Origin of the sequence: Streptomyces sp. Ac-502, assembly GCF_045222935.1 — a bacterium.
In the GTDB taxonomy this organism is placed as follows: domain Bacteria; phylum Actinomycetota; class Actinomycetes; order Streptomycetales; family Streptomycetaceae; genus Streptomyces; species Streptomyces monomycini.
This window is the reverse complement of the sequence record NZ_JBHFFO010000002.1, coordinates 98,499-115,213: the sequence shown is the minus strand read 5'-3', so window position 1 is coordinate 115,213 and position 16,715 is coordinate 98,499. Positions and strand designations below refer to the sequence as shown.

Annotated in this window: 18 protein-coding genes; all 18 read right to left on the bottom strand. The window is 69.5% G+C overall.

The genetic code is table 11. The features are described 5' to 3' along the window. Window positions 1–250 precede the first annotated feature (250 nt). Complete coding sequence (locus tag ACEXOX_RS44765; RefSeq protein ID WP_406526872.1) at window positions 251–565, bottom strand: hypothetical protein; 315 nt, start codon at window positions 563–565, stop codon at window positions 251–253. A 32-nt stretch (window positions 566–597) separates the two neighbouring features. Further along, the gene (locus ACEXOX_RS44760) at window positions 598–963 is read right to left on the bottom strand and encodes a hypothetical protein (protein WP_406526871.1); all 366 of its coding nucleotides are present in this window, start codon (window positions 961–963) and stop codon (window positions 598–600) included. A 30-nt stretch (window positions 964–993) separates the two neighbouring features. Beyond that, on the bottom strand, window positions 994–2,364 hold the full coding sequence (locus ACEXOX_RS44755) for a peptidoglycan-binding protein (RefSeq protein ID WP_406526870.1): 1,371 nt from the start codon (window positions 2,362–2,364) through the stop codon (window positions 994–996). Then, a complete protein-coding gene (locus ACEXOX_RS44750; RefSeq protein WP_406526869.1) occupies window positions 2,361–3,188 on the bottom strand; it encodes a hypothetical protein in 828 nt (275 codons plus the stop codon). Before ACEXOX_RS44750 ends, ACEXOX_RS44755 begins: the two co-directional genes overlap by 4 nt. Before the next feature lie 120 nt (window positions 3,189–3,308). After that, window positions 3,309–5,189 (bottom strand): hypothetical protein, encoded by a 1,881-nt coding sequence (locus ACEXOX_RS44745; RefSeq protein ID WP_406526868.1) that lies wholly within the window; start codon window positions 5,187–5,189, stop codon window positions 3,309–3,311. 1 nt (window position 5,190) lies between these two features. Further along, window positions 5,191–6,288, bottom strand: coding sequence for a hypothetical protein (locus ACEXOX_RS44740; protein WP_406526867.1), 1,098 nt, complete (start codon window positions 6,286–6,288; stop codon window positions 5,191–5,193). Next, complete coding sequence (locus ACEXOX_RS44735; RefSeq protein WP_406526866.1) at window positions 6,288–7,250, bottom strand: hypothetical protein; 963 nt, start codon at window positions 7,248–7,250, stop codon at window positions 6,288–6,290. Before ACEXOX_RS44735 ends, ACEXOX_RS44740 begins: the two co-directional genes overlap by 1 nt. Before the next feature lie 10 nt (window positions 7,251–7,260). Further along, window positions 7,261–8,157: a hypothetical protein gene (locus ACEXOX_RS44730; protein ID WP_406526865.1), complete on the bottom strand. Its 897-nt coding sequence runs from the start codon at window positions 8,155–8,157 to the stop codon at window positions 7,261–7,263. Then, a complete protein-coding gene (locus ACEXOX_RS44725) occupies window positions 8,154–12,800 on the bottom strand; it encodes a hypothetical protein (RefSeq protein ID WP_406526864.1) in 4,647 nt (1,548 codons plus the stop codon). The genes ACEXOX_RS44730 and ACEXOX_RS44725 overlap by 4 nt, the downstream gene beginning before the upstream one ends. A gap of 15 nt (window positions 12,801–12,815) precedes the next feature. Beyond that, window positions 12,816–13,160, bottom strand: a complete 345-nt coding sequence (locus tag ACEXOX_RS44720; protein ID WP_406526863.1) for a hypothetical protein — start codon at window positions 13,158–13,160, stop codon at window positions 12,816–12,818. Window positions 13,161–13,186: 26 nt separating this feature from the next. Next, window positions 13,187–13,726, bottom strand: coding sequence for a hypothetical protein (locus tag ACEXOX_RS44715; RefSeq protein ID WP_406526862.1), 540 nt, complete (start codon window positions 13,724–13,726; stop codon window positions 13,187–13,189). 100 nt (window positions 13,727–13,826) lie between these two features. After that, window positions 13,827–14,297: a hypothetical protein gene (locus tag ACEXOX_RS44710; protein WP_406526861.1), complete on the bottom strand. Its 471-nt coding sequence runs from the start codon at window positions 14,295–14,297 to the stop codon at window positions 13,827–13,829. A gap of 126 nt (window positions 14,298–14,423) precedes the next feature. Next, window positions 14,424–14,897 carry a hypothetical protein gene (locus tag ACEXOX_RS44705; protein WP_406526860.1) on the bottom strand — a complete coding sequence of 158 codons (474 nt, stop codon included), beginning with the start codon at window positions 14,895–14,897 and terminating at the stop codon, window positions 14,424–14,426. Continuing rightward, a complete protein-coding gene (locus tag ACEXOX_RS44700) occupies window positions 14,897–15,292 on the bottom strand; it encodes an HK97 gp10 family phage protein (protein WP_406526859.1) in 396 nt (131 codons plus the stop codon). Before ACEXOX_RS44700 ends, ACEXOX_RS44705 begins: the two co-directional genes overlap by 1 nt. Continuing rightward, window positions 15,292–15,732, bottom strand: coding sequence for a DUF6093 family protein (locus ACEXOX_RS44695; protein ID WP_406526858.1), 441 nt, complete (start codon window positions 15,730–15,732; stop codon window positions 15,292–15,294). Before ACEXOX_RS44695 ends, ACEXOX_RS44700 begins: the two co-directional genes overlap by 1 nt. Continuing rightward, on the bottom strand, window positions 15,732–16,109 hold the full coding sequence (locus tag ACEXOX_RS44690) for a hypothetical protein (protein ID WP_406526857.1): 378 nt from the start codon (window positions 16,107–16,109) through the stop codon (window positions 15,732–15,734). The genes ACEXOX_RS44695 and ACEXOX_RS44690 overlap by 1 nt, the downstream gene beginning before the upstream one ends. Beyond that, the gene (locus ACEXOX_RS44685; RefSeq protein WP_406526856.1) at window positions 16,102–16,377 is read right to left on the bottom strand and encodes a hypothetical protein; all 276 of its coding nucleotides are present in this window, start codon (window positions 16,375–16,377) and stop codon (window positions 16,102–16,104) included. Before ACEXOX_RS44685 ends, ACEXOX_RS44690 begins: the two co-directional genes overlap by 8 nt. A gap of 33 nt (window positions 16,378–16,410) precedes the next feature. Further along, window positions 16,411–16,692 carry a hypothetical protein gene (locus ACEXOX_RS44680; RefSeq protein ID WP_406526855.1) on the bottom strand — a complete coding sequence of 94 codons (282 nt, stop codon included), beginning with the start codon at window positions 16,690–16,692 and terminating at the stop codon, window positions 16,411–16,413. Window positions 16,693–16,715: the final 23 nt, after the last annotated feature.

The following is a 16,715-nucleotide window of genomic DNA, read 5'->3' as shown; positions in this document are numbered from 1 at the left end:
GGGCCCGGAGGCCCAGACGGACCGACGTCCCCCGGCCCACCCCTGGATCCCGGCGGACCCGCCACCGGCGTAGCACCCAACGCCTGGACCTGCGCCGCCAACTGATCCCTAGCCTCGTTCGCCGCCGTCAGCTGCCGCGACATGACCAGGAACCCCATCACGATGGCGGCCAGCGCCACCGCAGCAACGATCGCCCCGGCCGCCGCCAGGTAGTCACCACGCCGCCGCTGCTTCCCTGCCTGTGCCCTACTCACGCTCCAGCTCCTCGCAGCATCACCATCAGAGGCAGCACAATGCCGATCAGCGGGACGATGACCGACGCAATCATCCAACGGCGGGTCTGCGTGACCCGCTCCGCATCCTTCTCACGCTGCGCGGCCAGACCCTCCACCGCCCGGGTCAGATCAGCGATGTCCTTCTTCACGCTGGCCTGCTCGGGGTCGTACCGCTCAACGGACACGACCTTGTCCAGACGCATGCTGAGCTGCGCCATGTCGTCGCGGAAATCCCCGCGCATAAGCTGGATGAGCCGTCCCAGCTCTCCCAGAGACGGCTCATCAGGCATGAGGTGCTCCGTAGGGGGCTAACAAATGGCGGTCAGGAAACCGAACGTATGGATGCCTTGAGAGCGGCGGCCGGTACCGGCGCGGTGACCCTGTCACGCACCAACCAGAACTGCGCCACGATCGTGACGAACGCCATTGCAGCTGCCTGCCGCGCGCTGGACCAGTCCAGGCCGAGGTTCATGCCCAGCGCGAGGCCCGCCTGCGCGAACCCAGTCAGCGCGGCGATGACGCCGTCGTGCACCATGAACGCCAGGATCAGGCCCATGGCCGCCGCGGCGACCGCGTTGACAGCGGTCTGCGTGTCGGCGGACACCTCGATGACGAACGCCGAGACGAACTGGACGATGACGGATACGAGGGCCAGCCATGCGGAGGGCTCACGCCCGAGGATCTTCACGATGCATCTCCGATGAGTAGGTGGTGGAGGTCAGACGTTGGGGACGCGGAGCTTGTCCCAGCTGGCTTTGCCGGGGATGCCATCCGCGTCGGAGCCGGAGTAGCCGAGCTTCCTTTGAAAGGCGGCGTAGCTGGCCTTGTCGGCGTTGGTCCAGTTAGGCCCGGGTCCCTGGGAGTAGCGGCCGCACCCTTCGGCGACGAGGCGGCGGCCCATAGCCGTAATTACGGGGCTGTTGCGTCCGGCGTGGAAGAACGCAGCGCCGGGGAACGGCTCGTACGACGGTGCCGGGGTGGTGCCGGGTATCTTCAGCTTCTGCCCGACGGCCAGCTTGTTCGGGTCCTTGATGCCGTTGAGGGAGACCAGCCCGGCCACGGTGGTCTTGAACTTCGCAGCGATGCTGGAGAGCGTGTCGCCCTTCTGCACCGTGTACGTACCGGTGCTGGATCCGCTGTCGGAGTCGCCGCCGCTGCTTGTGCCGCCGGGTACCTTGGCGGTGTCGATGTTGCCCGGATCCCAGTGATCATTGCCAGGTACATGCGAATGCCCGTAGTGACCACCCTTCGACTGCCACGTCGCGCGGTCCCGCCTGGCTGCTGACGCAGTGGCCGCCGGCTTCCCGGCAGGCCAGGTGTCCGGGATGCCGTGCGCCCGCATCGCCGCGATGAGCCTCCGGAAGTTCGGCTTCTTCGCCGGGTCGAAACCGGAGGTCCACGGGGAGGCGGCCCGGCCCAGCACCTCGACCTGGATGCAAACCTTGCCCTCGCGGTTCGTACGGCGACTGCCGTCGTTGCGCAGGGCGCGGCCGGACTGAGTGAGCGGCCCGAATTGGCCCGTCCGGTCGGTCACCGGGTCGTAGATGACCTGCGGCTCCGCTCCGACCCGGATCAGGTACGCAGCGATGCTGGTGAAGTAGCTGCCGCCGGCCGGAGACTCGGTGGTGTGCCACACCGCCCTCGGCGGGTTGCCGGGGGTGTCCATGGCGCCGCCGATGGACTGGCCACCGAACTTCGCGACGCCGGAAATGTACGCCGGGCCCACGGCGCCACGTGGAGCGAAGTCCTCGGCGGTGTGGCTGTCGGTCGACTTCTTCTGCGCGAACTGTGCATTGTCCGGTGCCGCGTCCCCGCCGGAGTTCCTGGTGAGCGGCATAGGGTCCGGCTGCCGGACCTGGAACTCGGGGGCGTCGGTCGGTACGTATACGTCCAGGTCGCCGTCGTCGCGCAGCACCATGAACGACCCAGCCTGCCGGGGGTGCTCCCGTACGAAGCGCGGGGCGTCCTCGAGGGCCGCGATGGCGCGGACTTCGTCGGCATGCTCCTGGTCGACGGTGCCCAGGTAGGTGGTGGTGAGTTCGCTGGTCTCGGGGTCGAGGTGGTCGACCGCGACGTGGTAGGTCGTCATGCGCGGGATCCGTCCAAGCGGGGCTGGATGAGGTCGATGTCGGCGCGGAGGCGCTGGTAGAGGTCCAGGGAGAACCTGAATGAGCCGTGGTCCGACCAGGAGGCGGACCACGAGTTCTGGGCGCGCAGCACGGTGTGGTCGTAGGAGAGGTCACCGTCGATCCGGGCCACGGCTTCGAGAGCGGTGATGACGACCTCGTGGCCGCCGGCGACCGGTGAGCGGTCCCAGTCGGGGATGTCGTCCAGGAGGCCGTTGGCAGGCGGGGTGTCCCAGGCGGCGTACCAGGGCATGCCCATCAGCACCGGCCCGGTCTGCAGCAGCGCGCAGAGTTCTTCGGCGGTGGTGGCATGCCCGTACTGGTCGATGAGTCCGCGGGCGCGGAGGGCCTTGGCGGCGCCGAGGCCGGAGGAGCCGCAGTCCTGCGTCGGCCAGGTGTACTGGTGCCACTGGTCGCAGGTGGTGGCGTCGGCGTACAGGCCGATGGCCCAGGTCTCCGCCGCGGCCGCGTTGTCGGTGTCGAGGCCCGCGGCCGCGCACGCCTCCTTGGTCAGGATGGTGGAGAGGAGAACGGCGGCGGCGTTGCCCGTACACGAGGCGAGCGCATCCACATCGTCGACACCCGATCCGTTGAACAGGGCTTTTGTGTGGATGCCCTGGGCCAGGAGATTCGACTGGTCGAGGACGGGGATGCGGGGCTCCCACGCGGTCGGCCGGATCGGCTGCCCGTCGTAGCGCCGGCGGTAGGCGAGGCTACGCGAGTCGAGTACCTGGTGCCGGCCCAGCCCCGGGGATGGGTCGTACTCACGCACGGTCAGGTCGGGCACCGACCTTGCTCCTGCACTCCCCGCGCCTGAGCTGATGTGGCTGTGCGCCCTTTCATGGTGGCGGAAGGGGCGTCTGTGATCAGAGTAGGGCTGGTGTGGGGCGGCGTTGCCCCTGGTCGGTCAGGCGATGCGGATGACGCGCATCCAGGATCCGGCCCCCATCCGGTTGAAGGTGGTGGAGGAGGTGGACTGCGCCCAGGCGAGGGACAAGGTGCCGGCGCTGGTGGTGGTGACCGTGCCGATCTCCTGGGCGAGGACCAGGTTGGTGTTGATGTCGCGGCGGCCGTAGGTGACGGCGGTGCCGAAGCCGTGCGCGCCGGACCGCATGAGGATGCCGTCGGCGTTGATGTTCCCCGCGGTCGTGTTGGTGGCGGATGATGCAGGGCCCATGCAGCCTCTGAGGCCGGTTGCGCCGCTGGGCACCAGCCACTCCGTGACGACCAGCGCGAACTGGCTCCCGCCGAGCATCAGGTTGAATTCGACCGTGTACGTGGCGCTCGCGGCGAGGGAGACGGTCAGGTCCGGGTCGGCGGTCCGGATCGTGGTGCTGGCCCGGTCGGTGCTCCCGGTTTTGGTGATGATGACGGGTGTGTTCCGGGCGGTGACGGTGCCGGGGACGGTCAGCCCCGAGCTGGTGAACTGCGCGATGCTGCCGTTGGCGTTGACGTTCACGTACTCGCCGGTGACGAAGACGGCCGACAGGGAGCCGGTCGCACTGCCGTCCTTGGCGGACAGAGACAGGTAGGACGTGCCGGAGCTAGTGGACGCGCTGGCCGCGTCGATCGTGCTGTGCCCGAGTTCGCTGCTGCCCGTCGGCAGCGTGGTGATGATCGAGAATTTGCCGCCGTACGAGCCGGCCTTCGCGGGGAGCAAGGACAGGACAGAGTTGGTGTAGTTCCCTCCGGCGTCCTGGGAGATGGTGGGGGAGGCAAGGACGGTGATGGGCTGTGAGCTGGAGGTTCCCGCATTGAGCAGGCCGGGCATTGCCTCGCCTGCCGCGCCGGAGTAGAGCAGGACGGACGGGCGCTGGACGATAGGCAAAGGCGGTGTGGGGGTGACGACCACGCGGGATCCGCTGGCAGCAGTACGTAGGGTGCCGCCGGTCACGGTCGCGCCGTTGATGTCGGTGCCGGTGATGGTGCCGCCGGTGATGACTTTGCCGGTGATGGCGTCGGCGGCGATGGCGGTGGCGTCCACGCTCCCCGCGGCGAGCTTGCCGGCCGTCACCGCGTTGGCGTTCAGCTTGTCCGTGGTGATGGCCAGGGCCGCGATTTTCGCTGCGGTCACGGCCTCGGCGGCCAGCTTGTCGGTCAGCACGGCACCGGCGGCTATCTGACCTGCGAGGATCGCACCGGCCACGATCTTCTGGGTGGTGACGGCGTCGTCGCTGATCTCAGTGGTGCCGACTGCTGCGGCTGCGATTTTCGCGGCGGTGACGGCGTCGTTGGCGAGTTTCACCTCGGTGACGACGCCGTCCAGGATGTCGGTCGCGACGACGGGCGCCGGGCCGTACGGTCCGGCCTCGGCGGAGGAAGGCGAGGCGGCGCCGGACGTGTTGCGTGCCAGCAGGCGTAGGTACACCGGGTCGTCCGTCACCACGACCACGGTGGCGCCCTGCGCCGTCTCGATCGTGGACTGTAGCGTCCCCGCGGTCGGCGTGAACCCGGCGCTGGTGGAGGCGTGGACTTCGACGCGGGACCAATCCAGTGGGATGACCGCGCCGTCGGCGAACGCACCGTCCCAGGAGACCGTGACACCCCCCAGCACGGACGCCACGACCGGCGCGGACGGCGCCGGCGGCGGGGGGCCGTTGACGACCTGGACGCCGCTGGTGCCGTCCGCCTGCTGCCCGTAGATGGCACGCAGGCTCCCGCCGTCGTCACGCACTTCCAGGGACGCGTTGTCGATGCTTGCGCCGTGCGCGACCCGCTGTCCCTTGGCGATCGCGTCGAGCTTTCGGCGCAGCTCGTTCAGCTCGCGGGCGATGGAGCGGTCGGTCATGTCAGGCCACCTCCGGGGCGCCGTAGTGGAAACTGTCCGCCCGGGCGAGCGTGAGCGTGGCCTGGTCGGGGGCGTCGCTGGGCCGGTAGGACTCGGCGGTGATGCGGCACCAGCCCGACCAGTACGACCACTCGGTGTCCACCCGCACCAGCACGTCGTCCCCGATCTGCCACGACCCGAGCGGCGCGTTGGGGTGGTCCCGGACGGTGATCTCGGTGACCTCGCCCATCCAGATGCGCTTCTTGCGCTCGGCCGCGATCCGCCTGCCCAGGACGTCGGTGCCGTTGACGGTCGGCAACTCGAGGACGTACTCCATGCGCAGGCTGCCGTTGCGGACCCCGTCGACCGCGAACCGGGTGGCGGTGCCTTCGCCGGAGCCGCGGCCGATGACGACGTTTGCGTACTCGTCGCCGTCCCACTCCGGGCGCGGGGCGCCGACGATGTTCACGCCGGACCGGAAGCTGATGTCGGTGCGGCGGGCTCCGAGGCGCGGGTAGCCCAGCAGGAGGCGCTTCTTCACGGTGCCGTTGGTCTGGTACTCGCTGGCGCAGGTGTACTGCGGCATGCCGTCCTCGCCGACCAGGTGGTCGATGTGGTCGCCGAGCTTGGGGGTCTCGTACCAGTAGCTGTGCCACGGCTCCGCGGTCGTGCCGACTTTCGCGCTGGAGGTGGTGGTGTCCACGACGACGCCGAGGTTGCCGTCCGGCTGGCCCTGGGCGTACGCCCACACGTCGCGGATGATTTTGCACGGATCCGCGTTCACGTAGGGGCCGCGGCCGCCAAGCTCGCCGTGGTGGTCGTGGCGGCGCATCAGGTACGAGGACCAGCCCGCGGCCTCCACGTGCAGTTCGCGGCCTTCGCTGTCGATTCTCCAGATCAGCCCGCCCCAGCGGAGAAATCCGTCGGCCTCCGCGTAGATCAGGGACGTGGTGGGGATGACGGAGGCGTTGCTGGCCCGCAGGAACTTCGGCGACAAGCTGCCGGACAGGTGACCGGGGCCGTTCAGCTCCCGCCCGAACTCCACACCCGTCAGAGGCAGGGCGGGATGCAGCACCTCCCCCGTCAGGGCGTGCTGAATCCAGAAGCGCCAGCGGCCCACTACAGGCGCCCCTCAAGGAACTCCACGTCGACCTTGAACGTGGTCGCGCCGTCCACGCCGATTTTCCCGGCGTTGGTGGAGCGGGTCCGCATCCGCGAGAACAGGGACTGCGTAGTGCCGCGCATCGCCGCCCCCGCAGTGGTGGTCAGGTCGATCGTTTCGATCATCTCGATGTAGGCCCGGCGCACACCGGAGGCGTTGTCGTCGATGGAGACCCACTCGGCGGCTTCGACGCTGCCCAGCTTGAAGCGGAAGCCACCGAAGACGTACCCGTCGGACAAGTACAGGTTGGTGGCAGCGAAGATGACTTTCGCGGTGGCGGCCCAGGCTGGAATGGCGACCTTGACCATGGAGCCGGGCGGGGTCGCGGACCCGAGGGCGGGGAAGGTTTGCCAGGTCTCCGACGTCCCGGATATCTGCACCAGGCTGGTCGGGTAGTAGTACGGCAGCAGGATGCGCTCACGCCGGGGATTGGCGACTTTCCGCAGGTCAACGATCATGCTGTTGGTGATGGTCGCCGTGGACGCGGGGATGTCGATGCGGGCCAGCGGGATCGCCGAATAGCCCGACGGGACCGTGACCGCCGAGCTGCTGACGTTCGGGATCACGTCGAAGTACGCGCACTGGGAGGGGTTCTTGCTGCCCTCGTACTCGGGGTCCTCGACCCGCAGCACCACCATGTCGGACCGGGTGGTGCCGCCGGTGGCAGTGATGCCGACCGTGGCGCTGCCGATGTTGTAGGTGTTGTAACTGCCCTGCACCGGGGACACCCGACCGATGATCGTGGCAGAGCCGTCGGCGACCTGAACGCCGGCGCCGGGCGTGGACAGCGCGGTCACCTTCAGGTGGTCGCCCTCGGTAATGCCCTCATTCGCCCGGGACAGGTCCCGGACCATCATGCGGAACATTTGGGCGGTGTGCTCGCCGCCGGTCACCGCGATCGGCGTGCTTTCCAGTGCCATCGGTGTGCTCCTAGAGGGCCTTGTAGGCGGGCCACCAGGTGACGGCCAGCGTGGATGTGAGGGTCGGGTCCGTCGCGGTCCACTGAATCTCGTTCAGCCCTGGGGTCAGGACGAACTGGTCGATACGCGAGGTGGGCAGCAGAGGGACGCCACCGCCGTTGTCGCGCAGGACGGTCCGCCAGCCGGGGCGAGTGTCGATCTCAGCCCACTCCCCCGCGGCCAGGCTGACCTGAAGGGTCAGGGCCCGGCCGGAGGCGATGTGCCGGATGGTGGGGTTGGCGCACGGCCCGCTGATGCGGATGACGGGCCAGGTGTTCGCCGTGCCGGCGACCTGGAGGAAGCCGGGGCGGCCGACGGCGGATGGGTCACCGGCGATGGTGAACGGGAACATCAGGGGGAAGGTCATGCCGCCTTCGGTCAGGCCGCCGAGGGGCATGGACGTGGTGTCGGGCGTGTCTGCGTAGTAGAGGTAGTCGGCGGCCTGGAATTCGATGTCGACCGGGGCCCAGCCGTGCAGGTACTTCGACAGGTCCGGCTCGAGCTTGCGGAGCCGTCCGCGGACGACGCGTGCCGCGCGGCCGGGCAGCTTCAGCCGCAGGTCCACCGTGGCGCCGCCGACGCCGCGTACCGTCGCGCTGTCGACGGCTTCCTGGAGGGCGGCGAGCGTGTCCAGGACGGCCTGCGGGCTGCCGGGCGTCTTGATGGCGGTGTCCAGGCGCAGGGTGCGGCCGGAGTAGTAGTCGGTGCCGAGCCACAGCCCGTCCTCCCCGGGTGGCTCGACATCGCCGGTGCGCAGCTCGGGCTGGCCCAGACCTTCGATGGCGGCGATGGTCACCACGGTGCCTTTGCCGATGAGGACGCCGGCGAGTTCGTGCTGGCCGTCTTCCAGGGGGATGGGGGTGGTCATCGTGCGCCTCCTCGGGCCAGGCGCCGCAGCTGGTAGGCGGTGCGCGATTCGACCGCGCGGGCGGTGTCGGTGGCGGTGCCGCCGCTGCTGATCTGAAAGGTCTGGGTGCCGACGAGCGGTCCCTGTTCGCGGATGATGACGACGCGGGAGCCGGCGTCCTGCAGCCCGAGGCCGAAGCGCCCGGCGACATCCCCGAGGACCGCGGTCGCGGAGCGGCGCTTGTTCGCGCCGAGGGGGATGTACGCCTCTCCCCCGGTGGCCGGCTCGGCGAAGGTCACCGCCCCGGCCTTGGTGCCGTAGATGCCCGGCCGGATGCCGCCGTTGGCGTACGCCAGGCCTTTCTGCGCCTTGCCCAGGTCGGACAGGAAACGGGTGGCGCGGCCGCCGAGGCTGGAGGAGATCTGCGAGCGGGCCTTCGTGGCGACGGCGACGATGTCGTCCTCCCCCAGCCCGGTCGCCGCGGCCACGTCGTGGATGCCGGTGGTGCTCTTGCTGATGGCGGCGATGATCTGCACGAGCTGCGCGACCTGCTCGCTCGTGAGCGCGTTGTTCGCTGTCTTCGCCGCGGAGTTCGCCGAGGAGGCCTTCTTCCTGTCCTTCACCGCGGCCGCGGCAAGCTCCTGGGCCGCCTTGTCGTTCTGCGCGGCGAGCTGCTTGGCCAGGTCTCCGTAGCCAGCGGCGGACAGCTTGGCGAGGTCCGCGGCAAACGCGGCGTCGACCTTGTTGGCCGCGTTGAGCTGGCGGGTGTAGTCGGTCAGGCTGGCCCGAGCCGTCTTGGCCAGTCCTCTCAGATTCGCGGCCATCTCGTTGATGTACTTCGCCGACCCGTTGGCCATCTTCTTGGTCAGCGCGACACCGTCCTGACCCATGCTGGCCAGGGCGTCCGCGACGTCGGAGCCGACCCGGTCGGCGACCGTCTCCAGGTCCTTCGACCAGGCCGCGGTCGCCTTCGAGCTGGAGCGCAGCTTCGACTCGAGCGCCCCCAGGTCGAAGTACTGGACTTCTTTGCCTTTGACCTTCTTCGTCTTGTGGGCGGCGGATCCGGCGTCGGACGGGGAGTAGAGGCTGCCGCTGGTGGGGTCGTAGCGCCAGTCGGTGACACCGCCCGACGCGAAGCCAGGTACCGCTCCGCCGTCTGCGAAGCCCGGATACTTCCCCTTGTTGACCGCATCCAGGAACGGCAGACCGTATCGCCGTACCGCGGCCGCGCGAATTACGTATTCGCGGTCAGAGAGCCGGACAGGGCCAGCCGACATGAGCGTCAGGATCGAGTCGGATGTGTCGGACCCGGGCCCGCGGACGTAGCCACCAGCCGGGTACATCTGCACGTCGCCGCCAGATGCGTAGCCCGGCACTGGGCCGCCACGGGCCCGTCCGTACCGGTATCCGTCTGCGTAGGGGCCGTAGGTGTTTCGTTTGACCTCGTCGACGTACGTGGTCTTGAAGATGCTGACAGTGACCTGGCGCCCCTGAAGGCTGTTGATCGCCGCCTGGATCGCGGAGACGCTGGCGCGGGGACCACCGGTCGGCACTGAGACGGTGACCTGCTTGCCCTTGGTGCTCTGGATCTTGTAGCCCAGGAGTTCGAGCTGGCGGCGTCCCTCAGCAGTCGGGACGTTCATCGTGATCGTCTTGCCTCGCTGCTGCTGAACTGCTGACTTAAGGTTCTGCAAGTCGCGGATGGCGCCGCCGGTGGCCGCTGCCATTGCGATCGTTTTTCCACCGGGCATGGCCCTGATCTGACTGATCAGAGTGTCGAGATTCGCCCTGGCACCTGCAGTTTCTGCAGTGACCTGAACCCGGCCGTCTTCCAGGTGGGTGACCTTGAATCCCAGGGCGACCAGGTTGTCTTCAGCTACCTGGGTAAGTGCGTCGACCGTAACGGTCTTGCTCTTGGTCTTCGCCAGTTCCGCCTGGACGGACTGCAGTCCTGCGAGGGCATCCTCGCGCTTCATCTCGATCTGAGTGGACTTCTTGTCCGGGATCGTCAGGATGCTGGCAGCGAGAGCCTTGGCCTGGGCGCTGGTCAGGCCCATCTGCATGGCACTGGCAACGAGCTGATTGCGGCCGCGCTGGTAAATCCCGTTGATGGTCTCCCAAGGCGCATTGGCCTGACGGGCGCTGGCCGCGGCTTCGTCTGTCTTGGCTGCCAGGTCGTTGAGCGCTGTGGCGGCGTTGCGGGCCTTCTCCGAGTTGAGGTTCAGCTGCCCGCCGGTCATCGTCAGCGCGCCGGCGTTCTTCTTCGCGGCATCCGCGGCGGCGTCGATGGCCGCCTCGAAGCCGATCATTCCGCCGAGGCCCTGCTGCTGCGCGTTGTTCAGCTCCTGGATCGCCTGCCGCAGCCCGTCCGCGCTGGCTTTCTGCGCCTGGAGCTTCGCGGAGGTCTGCTGGGCCTGCTCGCCGAAGAGCCCCATGGCCGCTGCGGCGAGCTTCTGTTCTTCCTTGGCGTCGGCCAGGGCGCTGGTGTACTCGGGCAGCGCCTTCTGGATCTCGGCGGTGCTGTAGCCCTGCTTCTTCAGCGCGTTCGACAGCATCGTGAAGCCCTGCGCGGCGAGCTTCGGATTGCCGTTCTTGACCAGCGAGGCGAGCTTGGCGTCGAAGGACTCCAGGTCACCTGAGGCTTTCTTCCACTCCTCGTTGGAGTGGAAAGTGCCGTAGTCGTAGATGGTGTCGGCGAGGGAGGCGTCCTGGACCCGCTGGAAACTGTCGGCGAGGCGGCCCATGTCGACGCCGGCCAGGCGGCCGGTCGTCGACAGCTCGGTGAAAGCGCGGGTCATCTGTTCGGCGTTGTACGGCGTCTGCTTCCAGAACGCTTCGCCGATTTTCTGTCCGGCGTAGAACGCGGCGAACGCGGCGGCGGCGATGCCGACGGCCTTCGACATGGCGCTCATGCCGCCGACGAGGCCGGTGGCGGCGGTGGACAGGCCGCCGGCGCGGACGACGGCGAGGAAGTGCCCGATGCGGGCGATGGCCTGGCTGGAGGCCACTGCGGTGATGCCCGCCATACCGAGCTGGACCAGCTTGAGCGCGGCGTACATCTGGATGAAAGCGCTGATGGCCCCGGCGGGGACGGCGTTGACGAGCTGGGCGAGGGCGTTGACCAGCGTCAGCATGGTCACGCCCGCTTCGGAGGAGGCTTCCAGCAGATGCAGCAGCGCCTGACCGAGGTTGGTGAGGGTGTCGCCGACCTGCGGGCCGACGCTGCGGGCGTAGTCCATGAAGGACCGCAGCGCGGCGCTGCCGGGCGGCGCGCCGCCGGACAGGACCCGCATCAGGTGCACCAGCCCGTCGATGACCTTGTCGAGGGAGCCTGCGGCGAACTGGTCGAACTCGGCGAACAGCCGGTCGAAGGAGCCGCTGTTGATGCCGCCCGCGGTCAGGGTGATCAGCCGGTCGAACTGGGCGGCGGCGCTTTTGACCAGCGGTGTCAGTTTGGGGATGACGGCGCTGAGGGTCTGGAAGCCCTTGACCGCGACGGGCATGGTGTCGCCGGCCAGGGAGTCCGACCAGTCCTGGTACTGGGTCTTCAGGGAGGACAGGGCGGCGGACGCCTGCCGGGTCGGGGCGGGCATCGCGGCCAGCTGCCGCTGCAGGGCCATCTGGGCTTCCCCGGCCTCTTTGGAGGCGGCCCCGTGGTCGCGGACGGCTTCGTCGTACTTTTTCTGGGCGTCGGCTGCGTCTCCGAGGGCACCGACCTGCCCGGCCAGGGCGATGCCGAAGGCGGTGGCGCTGGCGCCCGCGGCCGCGGCGGTGGCGCTGAGACTGGCGGCTACCGCAACGGTGGACGCGGCGACCGGCACGGCCGCCGTGGACAGCGCCACCAGCAGGCCCAGCAGGCTGCGCACGCTCATGCTGGTGCTCTGGCTGGAGGAGCCGACACGGCCGATGCTGCCCCGCAGCCCGCCGAGGCTGCCGCCGACGCGCTGCACGGAACCGTCCAGGGAGTCCAGGTCGGTGCGCAGCGTGCGGGAACGGGTGGACAGGGTGTCCAGGCGGCCGTCGGCCCGCCCGGCAGCAGTGTTCACCGACCGTAGGCCGGCGGCCGCGGTGACGGCCTGGGTACGCAAGTCACCGAGTTCCTGCCCGGCCTCGCGGGCATGGCGCTGCAGGCTGCTCAGAGCGTGAGAGGTGTTCTGCGCGGCGTCGCGCAGCCGGTCCAGCCCGGCAGCGGCCTGGGTGGTGGCCCGCTGGAGACTGGCGGCGAAGCGGTCACCGTCGACGTGCAGTGGGATGGTGATGCGGTTACCGGCCCCGGCGGCGGTGACGGCGCGACGGACCTCCTGGCGGATGCGGGAGGCGTCCACCGTCAGAGGGACGCGGAGCCGATTGCCGGTGCCGGCCGAGGCAAGCGCCGTGCGGACCTGCTGACGCAGGCCCCGGCCGTCGATGCTGAGGGGGATGGTGATGCGCTGCCCGCCGGCGCCGCGGGCGGCCTGCTGGACTTCGCGGCGCAGGTTGCGGGCATCGACGGTGACGCCGATACGAATGGGGCTGCGGGCGGCCTGCCGCAGCTGGGTGATCTCGCGGCGGGCGGCGGCGATGTCGCGCTGGAGTTTGCGGGCTTCGGTGGAGGCGCGGCGCAGCGTGGTGACCAGGTCGCTGCCCTGGCCGGACAGGCGTACCGACAGGTTCCACTGGGACACGGCGCCTCCTTCCGGTCAGTGGCGGGTGGTGTGGGTGCGGGCGACCTCAAGGGCGGCGTGCACGGCGGTGGGGATGAGCAGCACTTTCACGCCGTGCCCCTCGTCGCCCTGGGGGACCTTCTTCTGCCGGTCGGCGAGGACCTGGCAGCCGACGCACCGGTGGGTGACGGCCCGGTAGGCGTCCTCGTCGCCGCCGGATTCCTCGTCCCATTCGGTCGGGCGGGTGCCGCAGCCGGAGCACACGGCGCGGGTGTAGGCGGCGTAGGCGAGGGCCTTGCGGCGGTCCAGGTCCGTCCAGGTGCCGTCACCGTGGCCGCGGAATCGGGAGTGGGGGATGCCCCAGCGGTCGCACAGCTCCATCTCCGCCCGGAACGCTGGGTCATCGGTCAGCCTTTTCCCAGGTCGGCCCGGGACTGGTGCTGGATGCTCCAGGCGGCGTGCCACAGGGCGCGGGCGTCGGCGGCGGACCAGGTGTCCAGGAGGTGCCGGGCGTACTCGACCGGCATGCCGTCCACGGAGGCAGCGGAGATCAGGGCCGGAGCGAAGGTCTCCATCTCGTAGTCCTCGCCGGCCTCTTCCTCCTTCTCGCTGGCCGGGTGCGCGTTCTGAAGGGCTTCAAGTTCCTGGCGGGCCAGGGCTTTGAAGTGCAGGCGAATGGCCCTCTGGTCGAACTCGGCCTGCACCGCAGCCAGGGCGTCGCGGGCGTCCTCGGCCCGCTTGCGGACCAGCGGGCGGTGGGGTTCGTCCTCGGGCTGGAGCCCGGCGAGGGCCGTCTCGGCGTCGTCGACGGCCGTCTTGGCGTGGGCCAGGCGCTGGCGGAGGTCGGCGTCGTCGCAGATGGTGAAGGTCGTGGTGGCCGGGGTGAGGGTGTCCAGGCGCTTGGCGAGGCGGTCCCAGGCGGTGGCGGTGGTCTTGCTGGTGGTCATCGGGTCTCCGCAGGGAAGGCCCGGCCGGGCGCGCGGCGCCCTTCCCAGTACGTCGGGCCCGGCCGGGGGCTGATGGGTGATGCGACGCGGGTACGTCAGGTCAGGTCATGGCCGGGACGGTCTGGTTGAAGGCGGGCCGGTCGGTGATGACGAACTGCACCTGGATCTGGGCGGCCTCGTTGTCCGTCGTGTACTGCTTCGAGTTCGAGGCGACCTTCACGGGGAAGATGTCCAGGCCCTTGTTGGCGGCGACGTCGCCCTTGGAGAAGATCGCCATGTAACCCACGGTGCCCTTGGCGAGATCGGTCTCGACGTCGTCCAGGAGGCTGTCCTCGTAGAGGGTCAGCGAGGAGTCCTCGGCGGAGTCGTCACCGTCGATCTTCTTGACGAAGGTCGACTCCATGTCGGGCGTCTCGATCGGCTGATTCTCCAGGGACCAGCCGTCGATCGCCGCGATGTGCTTGGTCAGGTCGGTGCCTGCCGTGATCTCGGCGCGGGTCGGCAGCAGTGCCGTGGACGCGATGATCGGCAGGAACTTGATTTTCGTGGTGCCCTTGCGGTTGAACCTCATCGTGGCCCCTCGGCGGTCCGGGGCCAGACAGGTGGGCCCCTGGTACACGTGTCGATGCGTGGGTCTCGGCCACGAAGTGGCACGTCCGCGATAGGGGCCGCCGCGGTGCGGTAGAGCCGCCTGATGTCAGGCGGCTGCTTCCAGGTAGAGCCGGAAGCGGATCACATACGTGATGATGGCATCTGTGGCGTCGGACGTTGCCCCGGCCTCGATATCGGCCTCCCGCCGGTAGCAGGAGACGCCCGGCAGGTTCAAGGCGTTGGCGTAGCCGGGGCTGCCGTCGGCCGGCCGGGCCAGCATGGCGGTGCGGGCCTTGTCGGCGAGCCATTCGGCCTGCTCGGCCGTGCCGCGGCTGTCGGGCTTGGCCGGGTCGGGCCCGGAGACGCAGGTGGCCTGGTAGACGGTGACCGCGGTCTGGTGCGCGTCGGCGAGGGTGCGGTCGTCGGTGGTGTGATCCAGCGGGTAGAGCAGGGTGTACGGCGGCGGGTACGCCTTGCCGGTGCTCGGGTTGATGGGCACGGTGATCTGGCCGACGGGCTTGCCGGTGGCTTGGGCGAGGAGCTGGGCGACGGCAGCGGTGACCGTTCGGCGCGCGATCATCAAGCGCCTCCGAAGATGTCGTCCAGCGCCTGCCGGAACGCGTGCTCGTATCCCGGCGAGAGGGCGTCCACGGCGGGGCCGACGTGCGGGAACGGCGGCTGGAAGTAGTGCCGGCCCAAGGAGTCGGTCATGTCGAAGAACCCGAACTCAAGGCGCCGGCCTTGTGGGGCGTTGGTGCCGACTTCCGCTCCCCCACCGTGCGGCACCGGGAACGCGTCGATCTCCCACGACGACCGGTACTGGCCCGTGATGACGTTCGGCCCTGGCCGCCCGGAGGCGTTGGCGCGGATGCGGCCGCGCAGCAGCATCGCCTGCCGGTGCACCGTGCGTTCCACCTCGGGCCCCACCCGGGCCGCCGCTTCCTCCAGCCGGTCGGCCAGCTCGTCCAGGTCCATCACACCTCCCTGCTCTGCTGCACCTGGTCCAAGAACGTGACGCGGACGGCGGAGAGGGTGCCAGCGAGGCTGGGGTCCTGGGCACGCCACTGGCGGCCGAGGAGCGCCGCATCGCCGCCCGCGTGCACGGACACGACCGTGATGAGCATGTCCTTCTCGGCGATCGGGGCGGACAGCGGCGTCAGCGCCCGGTACGGGGAGCGGGTCTCGGCAGGCCACGGCAGGTTGGGCACGGGAAGGCTGGTGTTGCCGGTGGCGGCGCTGGCGGCCTGCACGGCGCCGGGCCCCTCGTAGACGGTCGCGGCCTCGGGGTAGGTGTACTCCCCGGTGTCGGGGTCGAAGACGGGGGCGCCGGTGCCGGGCCGGGCGATGCGCACGGTGTCGAGGAGGATGAGGTCCTCGACGACCCGCGCGATCTGCGTGAGGTCCAGCCCGGCCATCAGGCGTCTCCGTCCCGTGCCCAGTCGGTGAGGACGGCGAGCATGGCTCGGGCGACCTCGGCTTTGCCGCCGCCGAAGTCCGCGCGGGACATCGCCGCCCGGTCCAGTTCCACCGGATCGACACTGGAAAGGAAGGCTCGCACGATGCCGGCCGGTGACTGCTGGACGCCGATCGCGACGCGGGCCAGGCCCTCCCACACCGCGCCGTCCGGCTGGCGGGTGTGCAGCACCAGGGTGGGCAGGGCCTCAGCGATGGAGTGGTGCAGCGTGTAGCCGGTCACCTGCCCTTGAGGCAGTTCGGTGTCGTCCAGGCGGATGGAGGCGTGGCCGGGCTGCGCGCTGATGCGCACGCCGTACGCGGCGGGCTGGTCAGTCATCGTCTTCCGCCCCGCACAGGGCGCAGGTGCATGACGCATCGTCGGCCTCCCGACCGTCTTTCCACCGGGCGTACTTCTCGGCGGCCAGGACGTCGGCTTCACCGCCTTGGATCCGGCCGCCCAGGGCGATCCCGAGGGCACCCCTCAGCCCGATGAGTTCGCCCTGCAACTGCGCGGACGCAAGAGGGTCGAGCGTTGGGGTGCGCACGTCGGAGTGCGTCAGGCGCCGGTGGTACTCGTGAAGGAGCGCTATGGCGGTCGCGTTCATGCAGGGTCTCCGGGGGCGGTGTCGGGGCGGTACTCACGAAGCTGGTGTCGGATCCCAGGGATGTTGCAGTGGCACGGTGCGTTGGCAGGTGACGGGCTCGCCGGTCAGGAAGTTGACCTCTCTGGTGCCGTCGGAGTTGCGGTAGTACTCGGTGAAGACAATGACGTCGATCGTCCATGCCTCTTCGCCAGACGTGGCCGTATGCAGACGCGGGACGGACAGCACGTAGATCGGGGCGGGTGCGACGTTGTTCGGGTCGATCCCGTTCGCGGTCAGCCAGGTGCAGATCTTCTGCCGCAGGTCTTCGTCGGGCATTCCGCCCCCGCCGTAGACCGTGC